Source organism: Dactylosporangium siamense (assembly GCF_016862795.1).
GTDB lineage: Bacteria > Actinomycetota > Actinomycetes > Mycobacteriales > Micromonosporaceae > Dactylosporangium > Dactylosporangium siamense.
In genome coordinates, this window is record NZ_BONQ01000018.1 from 35493 (window position 1) to 56195 (window position 20703).

The 20703-nt window shown below is 72.9% G+C and carries 19 protein-coding genes; 13 read left to right on the plus strand and 6 right to left on the minus strand.

Annotated elements, in window-relative coordinates; all coding sequences use genetic code 11:
- Nucleotides 1-17: 17 nt before the first annotated feature.
- The gene (locus Dsi01nite_RS05340; protein WP_203844889.1) at nucleotides 18-1241 is read right to left on the minus strand and encodes a PucR family transcriptional regulator; all 1224 of its coding nucleotides are present in this window, start codon (nucleotides 1239-1241) and stop codon (nucleotides 18-20) included.
- A 65-nt stretch (nucleotides 1242-1306) separates the two neighbouring features.
- Here Dsi01nite_RS05340 and Dsi01nite_RS05345 point away from each other — a divergent pair, with 65 nt between their 5' ends.
- The 3 genes from Dsi01nite_RS05345 to Dsi01nite_RS05355 all read left to right on the plus strand — a co-directional run bounded on the left by Dsi01nite_RS05345 (nucleotide 1307) and on the right by Dsi01nite_RS05355 (nucleotide 4582).
- Nucleotides 1307-2779 (plus strand): flavin-containing monooxygenase, encoded by a 1473-nt coding sequence (locus Dsi01nite_RS05345; RefSeq protein WP_203844890.1) that lies wholly within the window; start codon nucleotides 1307-1309, stop codon nucleotides 2777-2779.
- A complete protein-coding gene (locus tag Dsi01nite_RS05350) occupies nucleotides 2776-3669 on the plus strand; it encodes an alpha/beta fold hydrolase (protein WP_203844891.1) in 894 nt (297 codons plus the stop codon). Before Dsi01nite_RS05345 ends, Dsi01nite_RS05350 begins: the two co-directional genes overlap by 4 nt.
- A gap of 64 nt (nucleotides 3670-3733) precedes the next feature.
- The gene (locus tag Dsi01nite_RS05355; protein ID WP_203844892.1) at nucleotides 3734-4582 is read left to right on the plus strand and encodes an SDR family NAD(P)-dependent oxidoreductase; all 849 of its coding nucleotides are present in this window, start codon (nucleotides 3734-3736) and stop codon (nucleotides 4580-4582) included.
- Here Dsi01nite_RS05355 and Dsi01nite_RS05360 read toward each other — a convergent pair.
- Nucleotides 4560-5153, minus strand: a complete 594-nt coding sequence (locus tag Dsi01nite_RS05360; protein WP_203844893.1) for a TetR/AcrR family transcriptional regulator — start codon at nucleotides 5151-5153, stop codon at nucleotides 4560-4562. The genes Dsi01nite_RS05355 and Dsi01nite_RS05360 overlap by 23 nt on opposite strands.
- 123 nt (nucleotides 5154-5276) lie before the next feature.
- Between Dsi01nite_RS05360 and Dsi01nite_RS05365 the strand changes: the two genes are divergently transcribed.
- From Dsi01nite_RS05365 to Dsi01nite_RS05380, 4 genes are all read left to right on the plus strand, one after another.
- Nucleotides 5277-6764 carry an MFS transporter gene (locus tag Dsi01nite_RS05365; RefSeq protein ID WP_203844894.1) on the plus strand — a complete coding sequence of 496 codons (1488 nt, stop codon included), beginning with the start codon at nucleotides 5277-5279 and terminating at the stop codon, nucleotides 6762-6764.
- Nucleotides 6765-6902: 138 nt separating this feature from the next.
- Nucleotides 6903-7325 (plus strand): membrane protein insertion efficiency factor YidD, encoded by a 423-nt coding sequence (gene yidD / locus Dsi01nite_RS57125; protein WP_239135702.1) that lies wholly within the window; start codon nucleotides 6903-6905, stop codon nucleotides 7323-7325.
- A gap of 106 nt (nucleotides 7326-7431) precedes the next feature.
- Complete coding sequence (locus Dsi01nite_RS05375; protein ID WP_203844895.1) at nucleotides 7432-7824, plus strand: potassium channel family protein; 393 nt, start codon at nucleotides 7432-7434, stop codon at nucleotides 7822-7824.
- Between the two features lie 107 nt (nucleotides 7825-7931).
- Entirely contained in the window at nucleotides 7932-9086 is a 1155-nt protein-coding gene (locus Dsi01nite_RS05380; protein ID WP_239135703.1) for an RNA ligase RtcB family protein, read from the plus strand.
- On the opposite strand, the gene Dsi01nite_RS05385 is transcribed toward Dsi01nite_RS05380, so the two are convergent.
- The 3 genes from Dsi01nite_RS05385 to Dsi01nite_RS05395 form a co-directional block, all read right to left on the minus strand.
- On the minus strand, nucleotides 9076-9435 hold the full coding sequence (locus tag Dsi01nite_RS05385; protein WP_203844896.1) for a hypothetical protein: 360 nt from the start codon (nucleotides 9433-9435) through the stop codon (nucleotides 9076-9078). The genes Dsi01nite_RS05380 and Dsi01nite_RS05385 overlap by 11 nt on opposite strands.
- Before the next feature lie 57 nt (nucleotides 9436-9492).
- Nucleotides 9493-10287: a sterol desaturase family protein gene (locus Dsi01nite_RS05390; protein ID WP_203844897.1), complete on the minus strand. Its 795-nt coding sequence runs from the start codon at nucleotides 10285-10287 to the stop codon at nucleotides 9493-9495.
- An 87-nt stretch (nucleotides 10288-10374) separates the two neighbouring features.
- Nucleotides 10375-12417, minus strand: coding sequence for a TerD family protein (locus Dsi01nite_RS05395; RefSeq protein ID WP_203844898.1), 2043 nt, complete (start codon nucleotides 12415-12417; stop codon nucleotides 10375-10377).
- 136 nt (nucleotides 12418-12553) lie between these two features.
- On the opposite strand from Dsi01nite_RS05395, the gene Dsi01nite_RS05400 reads away from it, so the two are divergent.
- Genes Dsi01nite_RS05400 through Dsi01nite_RS05410 form a run of 3 tightly spaced genes read left to right on the plus strand, consistent with a single transcriptional unit; the run spans nucleotide 12554 to nucleotide 16332 of the window.
- Complete coding sequence (locus Dsi01nite_RS05400; protein WP_239135704.1) at nucleotides 12554-14140, plus strand: mucoidy inhibitor MuiA family protein; 1587 nt, start codon at nucleotides 12554-12556, stop codon at nucleotides 14138-14140.
- 60 nt (nucleotides 14141-14200) lie between these two features.
- Nucleotides 14201-15301 carry a hypothetical protein gene (locus Dsi01nite_RS05405; protein WP_203844900.1) on the plus strand — a complete coding sequence of 367 codons (1101 nt, stop codon included), beginning with the start codon at nucleotides 14201-14203 and terminating at the stop codon, nucleotides 15299-15301.
- Nucleotides 15302-15315: 14 nt separating this feature from the next.
- Entirely contained in the window at nucleotides 15316-16332 is a 1017-nt protein-coding gene (locus tag Dsi01nite_RS05410; protein WP_203844901.1) for a glycosyltransferase family 2 protein, read from the plus strand.
- Here Dsi01nite_RS05410 and Dsi01nite_RS05415 read toward each other — a convergent pair.
- Nucleotides 16289-17554, minus strand: a complete 1266-nt coding sequence (locus Dsi01nite_RS05415) for an MFS transporter (protein ID WP_203844902.1) — start codon at nucleotides 17552-17554, stop codon at nucleotides 16289-16291. The two genes, Dsi01nite_RS05410 and Dsi01nite_RS05415, sit on opposite strands and share 44 nt — an antisense overlap.
- Before the next feature lie 52 nt (nucleotides 17555-17606).
- On the opposite strand from Dsi01nite_RS05415, the gene Dsi01nite_RS05420 reads away from it, so the two are divergent.
- The 3 genes from Dsi01nite_RS05420 (at nucleotide 17607) to Dsi01nite_RS05430 (ending at nucleotide 20563) form a co-directional block, all read left to right on the plus strand.
- Complete coding sequence (locus Dsi01nite_RS05420) at nucleotides 17607-18500, plus strand: glycosyltransferase family 2 protein (protein ID WP_203844903.1); 894 nt, start codon at nucleotides 17607-17609, stop codon at nucleotides 18498-18500.
- Between the two features lie 625 nt (nucleotides 18501-19125).
- Nucleotides 19126-19647, plus strand: coding sequence for a hypothetical protein (locus Dsi01nite_RS05425; RefSeq protein ID WP_203844904.1), 522 nt, complete (start codon nucleotides 19126-19128; stop codon nucleotides 19645-19647).
- Nucleotides 19648-19711: 64 nt separating this feature from the next.
- Nucleotides 19712-20563, plus strand: a complete 852-nt coding sequence (locus Dsi01nite_RS05430; protein WP_203844905.1) for an alpha/beta fold hydrolase — start codon at nucleotides 19712-19714, stop codon at nucleotides 20561-20563.
- Nucleotides 20564-20703 lie beyond the last annotated feature (140 nt).

Consider the following 20703-nt stretch of genomic DNA (forward strand, 5'->3'; position numbering starts at 1 on the left):
ACCGGACTGCGGTGGCGTCAGGGATGGCGCCACCGCAGCACCTCCAGGGCCGCGCCGACGCTGACCACGTTCTCCTCCAGGGGGCGCGGGAGCAGTTCGTCGGCGCGGGCCAGCCGGCGCAGGACCGTGTTGCGGTGCGTGTAGAGCCGTTCCGCGGTGCGGGTGGTGCTGCACTGCTCGCGCACGTACGTCAGCACGGTGAAGCGGGTCGCCGGGTCCGCGTGCAGCAGCTCGCCGAGCGTGTCGGCGAGGAACTCGTCCGCCCGCGTCGGCTCGGCGGTCAGCAACGCGACCAACTGGACGTCCTCGTACCGGGCGACCTGCTGCGGTGACGTCAGCCTGGTGAGCATCCGCTGCGCCTCCGCGGCGTCGAGGTGGCTGCGGCGGAAGCCGTCCACGTCGGCTCCGGGCCGGCCCAGCGCGACCCGCACGTCCGGGTGCAGCTCCGCCAGGTCACCCGTCCGAGGGGCGGCACCCGCGGGGAACCACACCCACAGCGCCGCGGCGCTCGCCACGACCGTGAGCCGGTGGGTGGCGCCGGCCGCCCGCATGACCGTCTCCGCGGCGCCCTCCAGGTGCTCGCCGCTGGACGCGCTCCACAGGATCGCCGCCGTGTGCGGGCCGGCCAGGCCGTAGCCGAGCTGCGCCTCCGCCCGGGCCCGGCCGATCGGCGCGCCCTCCAGCAGCAGCGTCACCGCCGCCCGGCGCTCCGCCGACGCGCCCAGGGTCAGCTCGGCGCGCTCCGCCTCCATCCGCCGCGACACGGCCGCGACGGTGTCGTCGATGAACGTCGCGATCGACAGCGCCGACGCGTCGAGCAGCTCACGCAGCAGCACCGGGTCCGTCGTCAGGTCGAAGCAGATCTCCATCCACCGGCGCCACGCCACGCTCTGCGCGGTCCGGTACGCGTCGAGGCCCCGCTCGTCGAGCCCCCGGCGCACCATGTCCCGGGCCGCGTCGAGCGCCTCCGCGCCCATGTTGGCCGGCACCCGCCGGCCGGGATGCCGCACGTTCTGCGCCGCCCAGTGCAGCAGGTTGGCGAGGTTGGCCCGTTTCGTCGCCTCCGCGAGGACCGGGTCCGCGGCGACCGGGCGCATCCGGTCCCCGCCCAGCGCGGCCGCGTGCAGCTCCTCGATCCAGTCGGCGCGCGGGTCGAGCGCGATCTCCGCGCCGCGCCGGAACAGCTCGGCGACCGCGGGCGACAGCCGGGGCCACGACGGCTGCGCAGCAGTGTGCACCATGCGGCGAGTATTTCGGTGCAGATCGCGCTAGCGCAAGGCGGGGGTGGTGGCGCATCGTCGTGACTATGAGCGCTGTGGAGCACCTCGACGTCCTGATCGTCGGGGCCGGCATCTCCGGCATCGGGGCCGGCCGCTACCTGCGCACCGAGCTGCCGGGCAGGTCGTTCGCGATCCTGGAGGCGCGCGCCGCGTCCGGCGGCACCTGGGACCTGTTCCGGTATCCCGGCATCCGGTCCGACTCGGACCTGCACACGTTCGGCTACGAGTTCAAACCGTGGCGGGACGAGGAGTCCATCGCCTCCGCCGACCGGATCCTCGCCTACCTGCGGGAGACGGCGACCGAGAACGGCCTCGACGCCCACATCCGCTACCACCACAGGGTCGTCGCGGCGGCCTGGTCGAGCGCCGAGGCCCGCTGGAGCGTCGAGGTCGAGCGCGCCGACACCGGCGAGCGGACCCGGCTCACCGCCGGCTGGCTGTTCTGCGCCGGCGGCTACTACCGCTACGACGAGGGCTTCACCCCGCACTTCGAGGGCCGGGACCGCTTCGCCGGCCCGATCGTGCACCCGCAGCGGTGGCCCGAGGACCTCGACTGCGCCGGCAAGCGGGTCCTGGTCATCGGCAGCGGCGCCACCGCCGTCACCCTCGTGCCGGCCCTGGCCCGCACCGCCGCGCACGTGACCATGCTGCAGCGCACCCCGTCCTACGTGATGCCGGTGGCGAAGAAGGACCCGGTCGCCAACCTGCTGCGCCGGTGGCTCGGCGAGGAGCGCGGCTACCGGGCGACCCGGCGCAAGAACATCGCCCAGCAGCGCGCGGTCTGGCGGTTCTGCCAGCGGTTCCCGAAGGCGGCCCGCCGGCTCATCCGGTGGGTCAACACGAGACAGCTGCCGGCCGGGTATCCCGTCGACGAGCACTTCAACCCGCCCTACGGCCCGTGGGACCAGCGGCTGTGCGCGGTGCCCGACGGTGACCTGTTCAAGGCGATCCGCCGGGGTGCCGCATCCGTCGTCACCGAACGCATCGCGACCTTCACCGAACGGGGTGTGCTGCTCGCCTCCGGCACGGAACTGGCGGCGGACGTCATCGTCACCGCCACCGGCCTCAACGTCCAGGCCCTCGCCGGGCTGGCCCTCACCGTCGACGGCACCCCGGTGCGCCTGCCGGAGACGGTCGCGTACAAGGGGATGATGCTTTCCGGCGTGCCGAACTTCGCCTTCGCGATCGGGTACACCAACTCGTCCTGGACCCTCAAGATCGGGCTGCTGTGCGAGCATTTCTGCCGGCTCCTGGCCCACATGGACGCCACCGGCACCACCGTCTGCCGGCCCGAGGTCAGTGACCCGGACATGCCGACCCGCCCGTTCCTCGACTTCGCCGCCGGCTACGTCCAGCGCGTCGTCGACCAGCTGCCCCGGCAAGGAGACCGCATGCCCTGGCTCACGTCGATGGACTACCACTCCGACGTCAAACTGCTGCGTAACGGTCGTGTCGACGATGCGTCGCTGCGGTTCTCACGTGCGAAGGTCTCGGCATGACCGACGATCTGTTCGTGCAGCTGCCCGACGGGCGGCCGCGGATCTGCTACCGCGTCGACGGGCCGGCCGACGGCGCGCCGCTGCTGCTCATCGCCGGCCTCGGCCTGGACCTGACCTCGTGGCCGCAGCGGATGCTGGACGGGCTCACCGGCCAGGGCCTGCGGGTCATCCGCCTGGACAACCGCGACGCCGGCCGCTCGACCCGGGTCGCGGCCCGGCCGCCGGGCCTGCTGCGGCAGCTCTTCGCCCGGCCGCTGCCCGGCGCGTACGACCTCGCCGACATGGCCGAGGACGCGCACGGTCTGCTCGAACACCTCGGGGTCGGGCGGGTCCACCTGGCCGGGATGTCGATGGGCGGCATGATCGCGCAGACCCTCACGGCCCGCCACCCCGACCGGGTCGCCACGCTCACCTCGATCTTCTCCACCACCGGCGACCGCCGGGTGGGACAGCCGGCCCGCTCGACGATGATGCGCATGGCGAAACGACCCGCCCGCACCGTGGAGGAGTCCGCCGCCCGGCACCTGGCGCTGCTGCGGCACATCGGCTCGACCGAGTTCCCGCCGGACGAGGCCGTCGAGCGGGAGTGGATCGCGCAGCTGTGGGACCGCGGGTCGGGCCGGCCCAACCACGCCGGCGTCGCCCGCCAGATCGGCGCCATCCAGGCGTCGGGGGACCGCACCGCGCAGCTGCGCACGATCACCGCGCCGACCCTGGTCATCCACGGCGACGTCGACCGCATGGTGCACCCCAGCGGCGGGCGGGCCACCGCCGCCGCGATCCCGGGCGCCCGGCACGTCGAGATCGCCGGCATGCGGCACCACCTGGCGCCCGGCGTCCAGGACCGGCTCGTCGAGCTCATCGCCTCGGCCGCGGTGGCCCGCGCATGAGCGGTCCGGCGCGAAGCGGAGGATTGAGCACAGGCCGACGCCGCAGCGATGCGGAGGGGGCGGCATGAGTCCGGTCGCGGGCAAGGTCGCCGTCATCACCGGGGCCGCGTCCGGCATCGGGCGGGCGCTCGCGCTGGAGCTGGCCCGGCGCGGGGCCCGGCTCGCGCTGAGCGACGTGGAGGAGGCCGGCCTCGCGGAGACCGCCGAGCTGGCCGGGGGCGCCCACGTCAGTGTCCTGGACGTCAGCGACCGGCCGGCCGTGGAGGCCTACGCGGCCGCGGTCGCCGGGCACTTCGGCGTGGTGCACCAGGTGTACAACAACGCCGGGGTCGCCGGTGGCGGGCGCAGCGTGCTGGACAACGACTGGGCGGCGTATGAGCGGACCCTCGCGGTCAACCTCTTCGGCGTCATCCACGGCACGAAGGCGTTCCTGCCGCACCTCATCGCGTCCGGCGACGGGCACGTCGTCAACGTGTCCAGCCTCAACGGGATCATGGCCCAGCCGGCGCTGAGCGACTACTGCGCGGCGAAGTTCGGCGTGCGCGGCTTCAGCGAGGCGTTGCGCGGGGAGCTGCTGACGGCCCGGCATCCGGTGCGGGTGAGTGTCGTGCATCCGGGCGGGGTCCGCACCAACATCGCCACCGCCGCGCTCGAGCACGCACGGAGGACCGGCGTGCCGGTGACGGCCCGGGACGAGGCACGGACCCGGCACTACAACGAGAAGCTGCTGAAGATGCCGGCGTCGCGGGCGGCCCGCATCGTGGTGGACGGGGTCGAGGCCGGCCGGCCGCGGATCCTCGTGGGGCGGGACGCGAAGACCGTCGACCTGGTGGTGCGGTTGCTGCCGCGGTGGTACCCCAAGCTGGCGGTCCGCCTGGAGCGGGCGCTGTCTACGGCTTCAGCAGGGCGTTGACCAGCCTGGCGAGCGGTGCGACGAGGTCGTCGTGGCCGGCCGAGGCCAGGGGCTCCAGGGTGGTCGAGGAGCGCAGCACCGCCAGCCCGAACGCGGTCGCGAGGGTGACCTGCGCGCTGAGCAGCCGCTGATCCGCGTCGGGCAGGTCGGCCCGCCACCCGGCCGCCGCAGCCAGGCGCACGGCGAACGTGCCGAGGATGTCCTGGCGGATCCGTTCCGCCCGCTCGTCGCCGGAGGAGCGCAGGAGCAGCAGGATCTGGTTGGGGTGTTTGGCGGTGTGCGGGCCGACGAGCCGGGCGGCGATGTCGTGCGCGATCCGGTCCAGGGTCAGGTCTTCGCCGGCGGTCCGGCCGAGCTCGTCGCCGACACCGGTCAGGCAGGCCTCGAACAGGCCTTCCTTCGAGGTGAAGTACCGGTGGATGAGCGCCACGTTGACCCCGGCGTCCTCGGCGATGTCCCGCACGGTGGTGGCGGAGTAGCCGTCGGCGGCGAAGCGGCGCCGGGCGGCGTCCAGCAGCAGCAGCCGCGTCGCGGCCGCGTCCCGGCGCCGTGGCGCGGCGGTGTCGGTCATTTCCTCAGGTTAGCCGGGCGTTGCCGGGTGCTCCGGTGTGACGTAAACGATTGTTGACTTATCCGCGACCGGGTCAATACTGGCTAAGTCAGCAATCGTTTACATATCGCCTCGGGGATCCTCATGACGCGAACCATCGAACCGCCGGTGGCCACCAGCCGGCACGTCAACAGCACCCTGCTGGTGGTGTACCTGTCGCTCGGCGGCCTGGCCTTCGCGGTGCTGCAGTCCCTGGTCGCCCCGGCGATGTCGACGATCGCCCGGGACCTGAACGCCTCCACCGCGGACATCAGCTGGATCCTCACCGCATACCTGCTGTCGGCGTCGGTCCTCACGCCGATCCTCGGCCGGCTCGGCGACATGGTCGGCAAGCGCCGGGTCCTCATCGCCGTCCTGGCCGTCCTGGCCGCCGGCACGCTCCTGGCCGCCCTCGCCCCCAACCTGACGGTGCTCATCGTCGCCCGGGCGATGCAGGGCGCGGCCGGCGCGATCCTGCCGCTGTCCATCGGCATCGTGCGCGACGAGCTGCCCCGCGAGAAGGTCGCCGTGACCGTCGGCCTGCTGTCGGCGATCTTCGGCGTCGGCGCCGGTGTCGGCATCGTCGGCGCCGGCCCGATCGTCGAGCACCTCTCCTGGCACTGGCTGTTCTGGCTGCCGCTCGTCCTCGTCGTCATCGCCCTGCTCGGCGCCGTGTTCGGGATGCCCGAGTCGCCCGTGCGCACGCCCGGCCGCCTCGACGTGCTCGGCGCGTCGATCCTGTCCGTGTCGCTGGTGTCGCTGCTGCTGGCGATCAGCAAGGGCCAGTCCTGGGGCTGGGGCGACACCAAGACCGTCGCCCTCCTCGCCCTCGGCGTCGCGGCCCTCGTCGCGTTCGTGCTGGTCGAGCGGCGCGTGAAGGAGCCGCTCGTCGACATGCGCCTGATGTCGATCCGCGGCGTCTGGGCCACCGACCTCGTCGCCCTGATCCTGGGCTTCGCGATGTTCGGCACGTTCCTGCTCGTCCCGACCCTGCTGCAGCTGCCCGCCGCGACCGGCTACGGCTTCGGCAAGTCCGTGTCGGAGTCCGGCCTGTTCCTGCTGCCCACGGTCCTCATGATGGTCGTGTTCGGCCCCATCGCCGGCCTGCTCAACCGCCGCTACGGCCCCAAGGTGCCGCTGTTCCTCGGCGCCGTCGCGGTCGTCGCCGCGTTCACGCTCCCCGCGATCGCCCATGGCGCGGTCTGGCAGGTGCTCGCCTCCGGCCTGCTCACCGGCGCCGGCATCGGCCTGTCCTTCGCGGCCATGTCCAACGCCATCATCGAGAGCGTCCCGGCCACCCAGACCGGCGAGGCCAGCAGCGTCAACACCATCGCCCGCACCATCGGCAGCAGCATCGGCACCGCCGTCGTCGCCGCCGTGATCACCGCCAACAGCACTCCGCGGGGCCTGCCGACCGACACCGCGTTCACGGCCGGCTTCTGGGTCTGCGCCGGCGTCGCGGTCCTCGCCGTGCTCGCCTCGCTCGCCCTGCCCTCGGCGCACCGCCGCCACGAGGAGGCCGTCGCCGCCGGCGTGCAGGACCTGCCGCCGGAGCCCGCCGAACTGCACCTGCCGCTGCGCCACCACAACTGACGGCTCGTTCTCGTGATCCGGAAGATCTTGTGCACCCAGGGGTGCACAAGATCTTCCGGACCACGGGACGGCGACGGAGCGACGGACAGCGGACAACACTCTTGATCACATCGATGGTGCGCCGCGACAATGCCCGCCGTGGAGACAGAGAACGAAGGGCAGCAGCGGCAATCGCGATGGTCGGACAACTGCAACATCGGTGGTTGTGACATCCCCGACTGCGACATCCCCGGCTGCGACGGATGCGACATCCCCGGCTGTGACTGCAACTTCATGCTGGGCACGATGCTGCTCGGCACGATGGCGATCAGCACGCCCACGAAGAAGCCGCGGGCCACCGCCAGTGGGCCGGGCCGGGCCGGGATGGTGGCGATCCGCGGGTATCAGCGGTGGCTGTCGCCGCACCTGCCGACCCGCTGCCGGCAGATCCCGACCTGCAGCAACTACGGCCTCGAGGCGGTCCGGCGGTACGGGCTGGTCGTCGGCTCCCGGCTGACCGCGGCCCGGATCCGCCGGTGCAACCCGTCGACCCCGAGGGGCACCCGCGACCTGGTCCCGTAGCTCTGGACTGAACTGCCCCGGGTGACCGGCCGGGATCTGGCCGGCCGGTCGCCCGGATGCCATACTCTGCCGCTACCAGCACCGGTGGCGGACGGGAGCCCCTGCCATGAAGGCCCTCATCAGCGGATTCATCTGGATCGCGAACTCGGTCAAGGCAACCGTGGCGACCTACCTCGTGCTCATGCTCATCGGCGGGACGCTGTACAGCCTCTTCGAGCACAAGAGCTTCGGCGACTCGTTCTGGTGGGCGGTCGTCACCGCCTCGACGGTCGGCTACGGCGACACGTACCCGACGACGACGCCGGGGCGGATCGTCGCCGGCTTCCTCATCTCGATCATGGTGCTGGTCGTCATCCCGCTCATCACCGCCCACTTCGCCAGCAAGCTCATCGTCGACAACGACGCGTTCCGGCACGAGGAGCAGGAAGAGATCAAGGAAAGCCTCCGGGCGATCCGGGCCGCCCTGGAGCGCATGGAGCGGGAGCGCGAGGCGCCCTGAAAATCCTTTGCGGTGCGCGGGGCGGATCCGCGATGGTGGACCGCATGACGCTCTGACGGACGACCCCGGCCCGCCCCTGTTGACTTCGAATCGCGAAGCGAGCGTCCGTGCCCGAAAACAAGGCTTCCGTCAGTGTGTTCGCCGGCCCCACCAGCTGGATCGAGTCCGACGCCGTCGACCAGTGCCACCAGGTCGCCGCGCTGGACGGCATGCTCCACGTCGCCGGCATGCCCGACCTGCACCCCGGCAAGGGCGCCCCGATCGGCGCCGCGATGGCCTCGACCGTGTTGTACCCGTTCCTCGTCGGCTCCGACATCGGCTGCGGCATCGCCGTGTTCCCGATCGGCCTCAAGCGCGCCGTCCCGGAGAAGCTGGCCGCCCGGTTCCCCGACCTCGACACTGCCCTGGATCCCGAACGGGACGCCGACGACCCCGCCTGGGCGGTGCTCGACGGCGACATCCCCGGCGGGCACACCGAAGGGCTCGGCACCGTCGGGCGGGGCAACCACTTCGTCGAACTGGCCCGGATCGGCACCGTCCTCGACGGCGCCCACGCGGACCGCCTCGGGCTCGCCGCCGGTGATCTCGTCCTCGTCGTCCACAGCGGCTCCCGGGGGCTCGGGGAGCGGATCCTGCGGGCGCACACCGAGGTGCACGGCGCCGGCCCGGCCGCGGACCCCGCCGCGTACCTGGCCGCCCACGACGACGCCGTGCGCTGGGGTTCGCTCAACCGGCGGCTCATGGCCGCGCGGGTCGCGCACGCCCTCGGCGCCGAACCCACCGAGCCGATCGTCGACCAGTGCCACAACCTCGTCGAGGTCCGCGACGGTGTCTACCTGCACCGCAAGGGCGCCGCGCCCGGCGACGGCCAGGACGTCCTGGTCGCCGGCACCCGGGGCACCCCGTCCTACCTCGTCGCCGCCCACGCCGGGCCGGAGGCCAACCACTCGGTGGCGCACGGCGCGGGCCGCAAGATGTCGCGCGCCGACGCCCTGCGCCGGGGCAAGGCCAAGCACACCGTCGAGGAGCTGCGCCGCACCCCGGTCGGGTCGGTGGTCGTCTGCGGCGACCGCCAGCTGCTGTTCGAGGAGGCGCCGACCGCGTACAAGCGCATCGAGCAGGTGATCGGCGACCTCGTCGAGCACCGGCTGGCCACGCCGGTGGCGACCACGGTGCCCCTCGTCACGTACAAGACCCCGGAGGCCGGTTCGGCGCCGCAACGGGACCGACCGGACCACCGGGGCCGGCGGTTCAGCAGGTGATGCCCTGCTTGGCGAGCTCGGCGATCAGGGCGGTGGCGGTGAGGTTGGTGAAGTTGACGTCCTTGCCGTTGGCGGTCTCGATGACGTAGTCGTGGTCGCCGGAGTCCTGCTCGATCTCCACGGCGCAGTTGCCGGCCTTCGCGTCGGCCTCGTAGTCGTCGAGCTTCTTCACGTTCTTCTTCTTTTTCTTGTCATACACCTGGTCGTAGTCGGCCTCGGCGTTCACGTTCGTGTACCCGGCCTTGGTCAGCTGCTTCTCCAGGTCGTCCACCTGCGAGGAGCAGCCGGCGAGCCCAGCGCCGAGCAGCAGCATGGTCGTGGCGGCAACGATGGTTCGGGAGGCTCGCATGGGGTATCCGCGCTTCTTTCCGTCTGGGGGTGTCTCGGGGGTGCGCACCATTCTGGATCATCCAGTGGGCGGCGCTGTCGGGATGCCGATGACCGTTGTGTCGGCAAACGGCATGGTGCCCGTGCGACGGGCGTCGTAGTCCGGATCCAGCGTGCCGAACAGCCGGTCCCACACCGTCGTGTAGAAGCCGAGGTTGTACCGCGGCGCCGCGTGATGCCCGGCGTGCATGGCGGGCGTCGCCACCCAGCGGAAGACCGCGGCGGCGCGCACCCGCTGCGGCAACGGCTCCACCCCCAGGTGCCCGAGGATCCCGAAGAGCAGGTTCAGCACGGTGTAGCCGCCGAGCGCCCACGCCGAGAACGGGTGGACGGCGAGCACGACCAGCCACGCCCCGCCGAACCCGAGCACCTCGACCGGGTGCAGCGCGAACAGTGTGATCGGCCGGGCGTCGGCGAAGACGTGGTGCAGCCGGTGCGCGAGCGGGAACAGCCGGCGCACGTGGGCGAGGGCGTGCCCGGCGTACAGCAGCACGTCCATCACCACGATCAGCACGGCGAGGTCGACCAGCGCCCGCCAGCCGAACGGCAGGGTCAGGCTGATGACCCCGGCCCGCCACAGCCACCAGCCGGCCACGGTGACGGCCGCGTTGAGCACCGTCGCAACCGCCACCAAACCGAGCTCCAGCCGGCCGACCGGCCCCGGCGGCGCGGTCACCCGGTGCGCGCCCGGAAGTCGCAGCACCCAGTGCCCGAGCACCGCCGTGACCCCGACCAGCGCCGCGTTCTCGACCAGGGCGAGCACCACGACCCACCCCACGTCCAGCCCCCGCAGCCAGGCGACGATCTCATGCACACCACGACTGTGCCACCCGCCGGCAACCTTCCGTGATCCGGAAGACCGTGTGCACCCAGGGGTACACACGGTCTTGCGGATCACGGGTCAGTCGTCGACGGTGACGCCGTGGAGGGTGGCGAGCTCGGCGAGGCCGTGGTCGTAGCCCTGGCCGATGGCACGCAGCCGCCAGCGGCCGTCGCGCCGGTAGACGTGGGCGAGGAGCAGGCTGCGCTCGGTGGTGGCGGCGTCGAGGGTGGCCCGCAGGCGGGTCGTGCCGTCGCCGGTGCGGGCGACGAACTCGACCGGTCCCAGGTCGCCGAACGTGTGGGTGCCGGGCAGGGCGGCGGCGATGATGATCCGGCTGACGTCGTCGGGGACGCGGTCGAGCCGGACGTCGACGAGGGCCTCGCGGCGCACGTCGAGGGTGAGCTCCACGGACCCGTCAGCGGCGGCGGGCTGGTTGTAGAAGACGAAGTCGGCGTCGGCGCGGACCTGCTCGTCAGCGTCGGTGAGGAACGCGACGACGTCGACCTCCACGTCGGTGCCCGTCGGCCACGTGACGGAGACCGTCCAGTCGCCGACCCCCTCAGGCAGGTCGACCACCGCACCACGGGACAACACCGCGACCGGCGCCCCGGAAGCGGCGGCCGGCGTCGCACCAATGGCGGGCGGCGCGGCAGTAGGCGACGCCTCGGCAGTGGGCAGCGCTTCGGCAGTGGGCGGCGCGGCGGTGGGCGACGCCTCGGCAGTGGGCAGCGCGGCGGTGGTGGGCGGCGCTTCGGCAGTGTTGGGCGGCGCTTCGGCAAGGGCGGGCGGCGCAGTAGCGGCAGCGGCAGCGGGCGGCTCCGGTGCGGCGGCGGGCGGTGCGGCGGCGGGCGGTGCGGCGGCGAGCGGGGCAGCGGCGGGCGGGGTGGTCGCGGGCAGAGCGAGGGCCGCGGGTTGCAGGGCCTCCGGGGCGCAGACGGGCAGGGCCAGCGCGGTGACGGTGGCCCAGCGGCGGTCCGCGGACGCGCCCGGGAGGGCGACGACGTCGGTGACCCGGGCGGTGAGGTTGACCGCGGCGATGCCTCCGAGCTCGCCGATCACGGTGCGGACCTCGGCGGCCTCGCCGTGGGTGCCGCCGAGGACGAGCAGGCACCGCCCGGTCAAAGGCCCGGTCAAAGGCCCCGTAAAAGGCCCGGTCGAAGGTGCGGCGGCGCGCTGGGACGGCACCGCCGGCCGCGCCGGCGTGGCCTCCTTCGGCGTGCCGGGTTCGACGTCGGCCAGGAGCCCGGCGAAGGTGGTCTCGTCCACGACGGGGACGGCGTACCTGGCGGCGTCGCGCAGCTTCGAGGTCGCGGCGGCCGGGTCGTTGGTGACGAGCAGGCCGGTCCGGCCGCTGACCGTGTTCATCACGTCGAGTCCCGCGTCGGTCGCGCGGGCGGCGAGCGCGTCCCGGGCGGTGGCGGTGCTGCCGGTGATGGCGACCTTCGCGCCCTGGACCAGGCGCCGGCCCGGGATCCACCGGCCCGGCCAGGCCCACGGGCAGGCGGGCCGGGGGAGGCGGGCCGGGTAGACGCGGTCGGTCTCGGCGGGGTCGCAGGCGCTGAGTGGCAGTTCGACGGCGAGGGTGTCGGCGAAGGCGAGGCTGTGCCGGAGGATCTCGGTGAGGACCCGGGTGTCGTCCTCCGCGTCGTGCGGCCGGGCCTGGCTGACGCCCCAGTGCGCGGCGAGGGCGGCGAGGGACAGGCCCGGGGTCGGCAGGTCGAGCCGGCGGCTCAGCGCGAGGGTGCACAGCCGGGTGCTGACCGGCAGGCGGTGCACGGCCCGGTGCGCCTCCGCGGCCAGGAACCGCCAGTCGAACGCGGCGTTGTGCGCGACCAGGACCCGCCCGGCGAGCAGTTCGGCCAGGTGAGCCACCACGGTGTCGAAGCGGGGCGCGCCGGCCAGCCGCTCGCGGGTGATGCCATGGATGTGCACGGGGCCCGGGTCGCAGCCGGGGTCGACGAGGGTCGACCAGGTCCGGCCCACCGACCCGTCGGCCTCCATCTGCGCGACGGCGATCTGCAGGACCCGGTCACTTGGCGCGTGCAGGCCGGTGGTCTCCACGTCCACGACGGCGTACCGCAGCGGGTACCGCGTCGAAACCCGCGAGGGCAGCGTCTCCATCCGCGCGATTCTCGGGCCGCCGCCACGGAAACCGGCGCGCGAAACGCGGGACGCGCCGACAAAAGCCCGACACAGCCCCGACAAAGCGCCGAACGGGCACGCGGCGGGGGTGACGGCATGCGTTACGGTGCGGATCGTGGAGAACTCGATCGTCGCCGTCACCGTCTACCCCAGGCAGGCGCGGGTCACCCGCCGTGGCCGGACCACGCTCGAGGCCGGCGAGCAGGTCGTCGAGGTCGGGCCGCTGCCGTTGAGCATGGACGGCGACTCGATCCGGGTCAGCGGGCGGGGCGCCGCCACGGTCCTGGGCGTGGACGTGGTGCTGCGCCGGCAGGCCACGCCGTCCGACGGCACGGTGACGAAGGTGACCGAGGAGCGCCGCGGGCTCCAGGACGAGCTGGCGGAGATCGCCGACACCGAGACCGTGCTGCGCCAGCGGCAGACGTTCCTGACGACGCTCGGCGAGCGGGCCAGCGGCGCGTACGCGCGGGCCCTCGCCAGCGGCGACACGGCGCCGGACACGGTCACCGCGTTCACGGCCACGATGGGCGGCGAGCTGACGTCGGTCCTCGCCGACATCCGCGAGCTGCAGCACCGCCGCACCCGGGTCACGGAGCGCGTCGCGGCGCTGGACCGGCAGCTGCTCGACCTGTCCGGCAAGCGGGAGCCCGACGCGCGCTACGCCGTCGTCGCCCTCGCCGTGTCGGCGCCGGGCCCGGTCGAGCTGGACGTGTCGTATCAGGTGCCGGACGCGGGCTGGCGCTCCACCTATGACGTGCGGCTCACCGGTGAGACGCTGAGCCTCACCTGGTTCGGCCTGGTCGAGCAGCGCACCGGCGAGGACTGGCCGGAATGCGAGCTGGCGCTGTCGACGGCCCGCGCGTCCGGCGTCGTGGCGATCCCCGAACTGCAGCCGTGGTACCTGGACCCGCTGCTGCCCCCGCCGCCGGCTCCGCCGATGCAGTCCCTCGGCTACGGTGGCGCGCCCGGTGCCGCGATGCCGGCCGCCTCGATGGCCCCGGCGCCCCGGGCGGCGAAGCTCTCGCTGGCGCAGTTCGACGAGGCCCCGCCGGTGCAGGTGGCGCAGGCGCGGGTCGAGGAGGGCGCGGTCGCCGCGACCTACCGGCCGGCGCGGGTGGTCGCGGTCCCGGCCGACGGCACCACGTCCCGGGCCACGGTGCTGGTGCTGGAGCTGGCCACCCAGCTGGACCACGTGGCCGCGCCGGCCCGCTCGACGGACGTGCACCTGCGGGCCGTGGTGACGAACACGTCGCAGCACACGCTGCCGCCCGGGTCGGCGGCGGTGTTCCACGAGGCCGACTTCGTCAGCAGGACCACCCTGGCGACCTGGGCGCCCGGCGAGGAGCTGGAGCTGGCGCTGGGCCTGGACGACCGGGTCCGGGTCGAGCGGGAGCTGACCCGGCGCACCGCGACGAAGGCGACGCTGGGCTCCACCCGGCGCCGCGAGGTGGAGTACCGCACCAGCGTCGGCAACTACACCGGCCGGCCGGTGCGGATCACCGTGCTCGACCAGCTGCCGGTCAGCCGCCACGACCAGATCACGGTCAAGGAGACCGTGCTGGAGCCGCAGCCGGCCGAACGCACCGACCTCGGCGTCCTGACCTGGCGTCTGGTCATCCCGGAGGGACAGACGCAGACGGTGCGGCTGGGGTACCGGGTCGAGACGGGCAAGGGCATCGAGCTGTCCGGCTGGCGGGAGTAGCCCCGCGACGGGCGCGCGGGTCGAGCGCGATCAATGTAGAGTCCCTGAGTGGTCACTTCGATGACTTCTACGGGGAACCTGCAGGCCAACGACTATCGGTACAAGCGCGACATCAGTGAGCTGCGGTATTTCTACGTGCTCAACCCGGCGTCGCCGCACAGCGGGTGGGCGCTGCGCGAGATCATCCAGCCGGCGTTCCGGGCCCTGCACGCCGAATACGGGGTGACGGTCCAGCCCCTCGCGTACGGTGACGTGCCCGAGCACCGGGCGGACGGCGTCACCTACGTCGTCTACGGGCCGACGAACCCGCTCACGATGCCGGTCGACGAGCAGGGCTATCTCGCCGCCCTCGCGGCGACCGGCGCCAGGACGAACATCATCTCGGCGTATCCGCTGACCGAGACCAACGAGGACCGGCCCGACTACGCCAGGGCCGGCACCTGGGTGCCGGAGCTGTGCGACCTGCTCGACATCAACGCGATCTTCCCGGACGAGGTCGACCTGTCGCGGGGCATCCGCACCAACACCTGGCAGGACGTCTACGTCAACGCGATCGGCGAGACGATCCGGGTCAAGTACCAGCCGACGCAGAGCGCCGACCCCGGCGACCGGGCGGTGCTGCACCGGCTGCGTCACGAGCACGACGCCGAGATCGCCGAGCTGGCCCGGGTGCACCGCGACCACCACCTGTGGCAGCGCAAGCCCTACACCGACGGCTCCATCATGTTCACCCACGACGGGCACTGGTTCGCCTCGCAGACCGTCACCGACAAGTCGCGGATGACCGCCGACGACTTCGACCTGATCACCTCGTTCGACGAGGGGACCGCCAGCCTGACGTACACGGGACCGCGGCTGCCGAGCTCCGACGCGCCGGAGTTCCTGATGCTCAGCAGCGTGCTGGGCATGCACGGGCGCCGGCCGCGGCTCATCGTGCACTTCCACCACCGGGAGCTGACCCGCGGCCCGCGCTACCGGGAGCTCGTCACCGACGCGCGGATCGAAGGCGGGCGGTTCTCCGCCGGGCGGCTCTTCTACCGGGAGCTGTGCCAGAAGCAGACCGACTGGTTCATCATCCGCGAGCACGGCATGGTGTGGACCGGCGACTCGGTCGCGCAGTTCGAGGAGTTCGTCCACCGCGTCGTCGTGCCCGGCGGCTGACGGGGGCCCGGGGGATGTTGAGCATCGGGGTCGCCGCCCGCAACGAGGAGGCGACGATCGGGCAGACCCTGCGGTCGATCGAGGCCGCCGTCGCGGAGGTGCCGGGACCGGTCCCGGCGGAGATCATCGTCGCGCTCAACGGGTGCACCGACCGCACCCGCGACGTCGTCGAGCACTACGAGGCCGGCGACGGCGTCACGGTCCACGTCATCGAGACCGCGCCGGGCCTGATCGAGGCGCAGCGGGCGATCGCCCGGCTGGCCCGCTCCGCGGAGCACCTGATCCTCGTGGACGCCGACTGCGTCCTGGACCCCGGCTGCCTGCGGGAACTGGTCCGGGTGATGGCCGAGCACCCGGACGCGGAGGCGGCCTGGGCGAGCATGGTCCCGGCCGGCGACGGCACGGCCTTCTGGCCGGTCGTCTACAACTTCGCCGACTACCACCCCGACGTCGTGCACCGCGGCCGGCACCTGTGCGGCCGGGCGTTCGCCATCCGGCACTACGACGTCGCGTGGCGCGTGCCGCACCGGCAGCCGGACGTCGACGCGCGGGTCGCGGAGTACCTCAGCCTGCAGCGGGGGCCGGTCAGCGACGACTCGTACCTGTCCCGGGCCATCGTCGACCGTCACGGACCCGGCGCCATCCGGCACGCGGCGGCGGCCCGCGTCACCTTCCATCCGATCCCGCGGCTGCGCGACTTCGCCCGCGCGCAGCGCCGCAAGACCTATGAGGCGCGGCGGCTGGACCTGCTCTTCCCGGAGTACCGCGGGGTGCGGCGCCGCCACTTCGGCCGCCGGATCGACCCGGCGGGCTACGCGCGGCTGCGACCGGTCCAGCGCCTGCAGTGCCGGCTCTACGTGCTGCTGTACGCCCTGCTCGGGCGGCTCGCCGCGGCCCGCCTGGCGGCGGGTCTCACGCTGCTGCGGCTCGGCGTGCCGGTGCGCCCCTGCGACGTGTGGCCGGTCGTGGAGGGCACCAAGCGGCCCTTCACGACCGTTGCGGCACCACGACCGCCGGCTCCTCCCGCGTAGCCGCGGCGACCTCGTGGCGGCGGGCCAGGAACAGCACCGGCAGGGCGAAGGCCTGCAGCACCCCGCCGAGGACGAACGAGGTCGGGTAGCCCCGCTGGTCGGCGACCCAGCCCAGGCCGGGCTGCGTCACCACACCGCCGCTGGAGGAGATCAGCGAGTCGAAGGACAGCACCGTCGCCCGTTTCCCGGACGGCAGGAGGCTGTTGAGATACGCCTGCCGCGACGGCAGGATCGCCGCCGACACCATGCTGATGCCGGCGAGCAGCGCGATGGCGACGGGCACCGAACGGGCCAGCCCGAACCCGACCAGCAGCGCGCCGTTGAGCAGCACCCCGGTGATGATGACCGACACGCGCCGGCGGAACAGCCGCTGGACCGCCATGGACAGCAGCCCGCCGACCGTCTGCGCCGCCGCGTTGGCCGCGGCCGCGATGCCGAGCAGCCCGTAGGCGTGCGGGTCGTGGGCCAGCTGCAGCAGGTAGGGCTTCATGGTGAACGCGACGTAGTAGCTGACCCCGGCGGCGAACACCGCGCCGAGCATCACCCAGCGCACCGCCGGATGCCCCCAGCCGTGCCGCACCGACTCCGTGACGACCCGCCGCACCTCCCGCAGCGGCCCGGCGCTCCGGCGGCGGCTGAACCCGATGTCGTGCATGACCCGCCACGCGACGACGGTGAGGGTCAGCAGCAGCGCGGCCCGGATGAGGAACGGCACGCCCACGTTCGTCGCCTGCGCCACGTAGGCGCCGCCCAGCGAGCCGGCGAGGGTGCCGATCCCGGTGACGATCTGCGCCCGCGCGAACACCTGCTCGAGCCGGCCGTCGTACTGCAGGAAGTGCAGGGCGTCGACCAGCCACGCCTCGGTGGCGCCGGAGAAGAACGTGAAGCCCACGGCGAGCACCACCGACACCGCCGCCCACGCCCACACGCCCGCGTGCAGGCGCCACGCCAGCCAGTACAGCAGCGTCGTCACCGTCAGTGTGCCCCCGCCGAGCAGGTAGGACGCCCGCCGCCCCCACGTGTCGGCGATCGACCCGGTCGGGATCTCGAACGCGGCGTAACCGAGCGTGAAGCAGGCGTTGGCGGTGAGGGCCTCGGTGTTGCTCAGCCCGGCCTCGAACAGCAGCAGCGAGTTGATGCCCCAGATGAACGTGACGGCAAGGGTGTTGAGCAGCACGAGGCTGAGATAGATGCGTCGCACGCGGCGGCTCGTCACAGCCATGGCGCCACTGTAAGGCCTAGGCGCCTATCTATTTGGAGGAATGTCGATGAAGGTGAGCGTCGTTCTGCCGTGCTACAACGCGGGCCCGGCGCTCGGCCGGTGCCTGACCGCGCTGCGCCGCCAGGACCTCGGCGGGGCGCACCGGCTCGAGGTCGTCGTCGTGGACGACGGCTCGACCGACGGCACGGCGTCGTTGGTCGAGGCCTTCGATCCCGGCCTGCGCCTGGTGTACGTCCACCTGCCGCGCACCGCCACCTCGGGCCGCTCGGCCGCGCGCAACACCGGCATCCGCCACGCCACCGGTGACCTGATCGTCATGATCGACCCGGATCACGTGTTCCCGAGCGACTTCCTCGCCCGGCACGTCCGCCGTCACGAACAGCGGACCGACCTGGTCGTCGCCGGTCCCCGGCACCGCCTGGCCGGCGCCGTCTTCGACGTCACGCACGACCGGTCGTTCGAGGCGCTGCCACCACCGCGGGACGTGCGCGTGATCGTCCTGGCCCGGCTCGGCCTGCCCTTCGGCGACCTCGCGACCTGCTGGTACTACACGTTCAGCTGCAACCTGTCGGTGCGCCGGGAGCACCTGCTCGCGACCGGCGGGTTCGACGAGGGCTTCACCGGCTGGGGCCTCGAGGACTCCGAGCTGGGCTACCGGCTGCACCGCCACGGGCTCGCGTTCGCCTTCGAACCGGCCGCGGTCCTCTACACCTGGGAGCGCGGCGGCATGACGGCCCGCCGCTACACGGACTGGCGGCGCAACCTGGACCACTTCACCGCCGTGCACCCCGGCGCGGACGTCGCCCAGATCCGGGTGCTCGACGACACGTTCAACCCGGACGTCACCGTCGAGGACGGCATCGGCCGCTACGTGCGCTTCGAGCACGCCGTCCGCGCGCTCACCGCCCCGGCACCTCGACCGCGTCCGGGAACCGCCTCGGGCTGAAGCTCCCGTATCCGTCGGTGAGCGCCGCCGGCGGCAGGCCCAGGCTCTCGATGATCGCCTGGTGCTGCAACTCGGCCCACACGCGGTCGACGCCTGGGGCTCGGGTGGTCCCAGCCGGGTCGTTGGTGTCGCCATCGTGTCCCCGTGATCAAAGTCGCCCCGCGGCTATCCACCCGACCAGCCCACGACTTCGATCACGCCCGAACGACCCCGCGAGCCAAACGACTTGCCTGCAGTCGCCCGGGGTCGTCCACGAGCCTGTTGCGGATTGACGTCGCCGGTGGGTTGGCGGTGGTCCGGAGCTCTTGGGTGCTGCCGGCTTCAAAACTTCCGGCAGATCACCCGCTGGTGGAGCCCGCACCAAGGTCTCACGATCTTGGTCGCTTGATCAAAGGCGTTGGGTGGTCGTGTGGACGGCTGTGCGGCCATGGCGCTCCTCCGATCATGAGCGGACCGAATGATGCCCTCGACGGCGCTGGGTCAGGTGAGCTCGGACCGCGGGGAACCGCGCTTGCGAGCCTGTTCCAACACCAGCGCCGCCCACCTCCGTGATCCACGTCGCTCCGCGGCAGCCCCGCCGTCGCGGGGGCGGTCCGGCGAGCGGCGGCTGGATACAGTCGTGACCATGGGGACGGACATGGGGACGGGCGAGCTCGCCGGTTGGCGGCCGAGGTCGCGGGTCGGTGCGGTGGTGGCGGCGTTGCTCGTGGGGGACCAGGACGCCGCCGAGCAGGTGGCCGCCGAGCCGGAGCCGGCCGCGGATGAGCCGCAGGATGACCGGGAGCCGCAGGTCCTGGCGGCGGCGATCCGGCTCGCCGTCCGGAGCCTGTTCGACGACGACACCCCGGCGGAGGCGATCGCCGAGGACGTCGCGCTGATGGCCCGCGACGTCGAGGTCGACCAGGACGCGGCGGTGGCGGTCATCCAGGCCCACCTCGGGCCGGACGACGCGCTGGAGCGGCTGTTGACACCGTTCCCGCCGCAGGTGGTGATCGACACCACCTGGACGGTGTTCGGCTACCTGTGTGAGCAGCGTCTCGGCCGCGAGGACTCGCTCGAGCTCATCGCCCAGGCGGAGCGCGAAACCCTGGGGCCGGAGCGCGAAACGCCGGAGCCGGGACGGGAAAGCCGGGAGGGCGGGGCGTAATCACCGGCATGGCGGGCACCTGGGCGGGCGAAGGACTCCCAAGCTCGGCCGAAGGAGGCCAACCATGCCGTACATCACCGTGGGCAAAGAGAACTCCGGCCCGATCGACCTGTACTACGAGGACCACGGCTCGGGTCAGCCGGTCCTGCTGATCCACGGGTTCCCGTTCAACGGCGCCACCTGGGAGAAGCTGTCCACCCCGCTGCTCGCCGCCGGCTACCGGGTGATCACCTACGACCGGCGCGGCTTCGGCAACTCGTCGCAGCCGTCGACCGGCTACGACTACGACACGTTCTCCGCCGACCTCGACGCGCTGATGACGAAGCTCGACCTGCGCGACACGATCCTGGTCGGGCACTCGATGGGCACCGGCGAGGTGACCCGCTACCTGGGGAAGTACGGCTCGCGCCGGGTCTCCCGGGCGGTGCTGCTCGCGCCGCTCGCGCCGTTCCTGCTCAAGACCGCCGACAACCCCGAGGGGGTCGACAAGAGCCTGTTCGAGGGGTTCCAGTCGGCGATCATCGAGGACCGGTTCGCGTACCTCACCCAGTTCTGCAAGGCGTTCTTCAACTGGGACGAGAACAAGGGCACCCGGGTGAGCGAGGAGGCGTTCCGCGGGCACTGGGACATCGGCGCGCGCGGCTCCGCGAAGGGCACCCACGACTGCGTGGCGGCCTGGCTCACCGACTTCCGGCCCGACCTGCCGCGCATCGACGTGCCGGTGCTCATCGTGCAGGGCGACCAGGACAACGTGCTGCCCTACGCGAAGACCGGGCAGCGCCTGCAGCCGATGCTGCCCGACGCCCGGCTGGTCACCCTGAAGGGCGCCCCGCACGGCATCCCGTGGACCCACCCGCGCGAGGTGGCCCAGGCGACCGCGGAGTTCATCGGCGCGAAGGCGATGGCGCGCGCCTGACCCTTCGTCCAGCGAACGCCGGGCCCGGCGGGCCCGACCGTTCGTCCGCGAACGCCGGGCCGAGCGGCCCGACCCGTTCGTCCGCGAACGCCGGGCCGAGCGGCCCGACCCGTTCATCCAGCGGGCGTCGGGCCCAGCGG

Excerpts from the sequence above, each read along its gene's own strand:
- Dsi01nite_RS05365 (WP_203844894.1), top strand. The coding sequence starts at position 5,277 with ATGACGCGAACCATCGAACCGCCGGTGGCCACCAGCCGGCACGTCAAC.
- Dsi01nite_RS05395 (WP_203844898.1), bottom strand. The coding sequence starts at position 12,417 with ATGGAGACGCTGCCCTCGCGGGTTTCGACGCGGTACCCGCTGCGGTAC.
- Dsi01nite_RS05355 (WP_203844892.1), top strand. The coding sequence starts at position 3,734 with ATGAGTCCGGTCGCGGGCAAGGTCGCCGTCATCACCGGGGCCGCGTCC.
- Dsi01nite_RS05345 (WP_203844890.1), top strand. The coding sequence starts at position 1,307 with ATGAGCGCTGTGGAGCACCTCGACGTCCTGATCGTCGGGGCCGGCATC.
- Dsi01nite_RS05430 (WP_203844905.1), top strand. The coding sequence starts at position 19,712 with ATGCCGTACATCACCGTGGGCAAAGAGAACTCCGGCCCGATCGACCTG.
- Dsi01nite_RS05375 (WP_203844895.1), top strand. The coding sequence starts at position 7,432 with ATGAAGGCCCTCATCAGCGGATTCATCTGGATCGCGAACTCGGTCAAG.
- Dsi01nite_RS05360 (WP_203844893.1), bottom strand. The coding sequence starts at position 5,153 with ATGACCGACACCGCCGCGCCACGGCGCCGGGACGCGGCCGCGACGCGG.
- Dsi01nite_RS05415 (WP_203844902.1), bottom strand. The coding sequence starts at position 17,554 with ATGGCTGTGACGAGCCGCCGCGTGCGACGCATCTATCTCAGCCTCGTG.
- Dsi01nite_RS05425 (WP_203844904.1), top strand. The coding sequence starts at position 19,126 with ATGGGGACGGACATGGGGACGGGCGAGCTCGCCGGTTGGCGGCCGAGG.
- Dsi01nite_RS05410 (WP_203844901.1), top strand. The coding sequence starts at position 15,316 with ATGTTGAGCATCGGGGTCGCCGCCCGCAACGAGGAGGCGACGATCGGG.
- Dsi01nite_RS05340 (WP_203844889.1), bottom strand. The coding sequence starts at position 1,241 with ATGGTGCACACTGCTGCGCAGCCGTCGTGGCCCCGGCTGTCGCCCGCG.
- Dsi01nite_RS05385 (WP_203844896.1), bottom strand. The coding sequence starts at position 9,435 with ATGCGAGCCTCCCGAACCATCGTTGCCGCCACGACCATGCTGCTGCTC.
- Dsi01nite_RS05405 (WP_203844900.1), top strand. The coding sequence starts at position 14,201 with ATGACTTCTACGGGGAACCTGCAGGCCAACGACTATCGGTACAAGCGC.
- Dsi01nite_RS05350 (WP_203844891.1), top strand. The coding sequence starts at position 2,776 with ATGACCGACGATCTGTTCGTGCAGCTGCCCGACGGGCGGCCGCGGATC.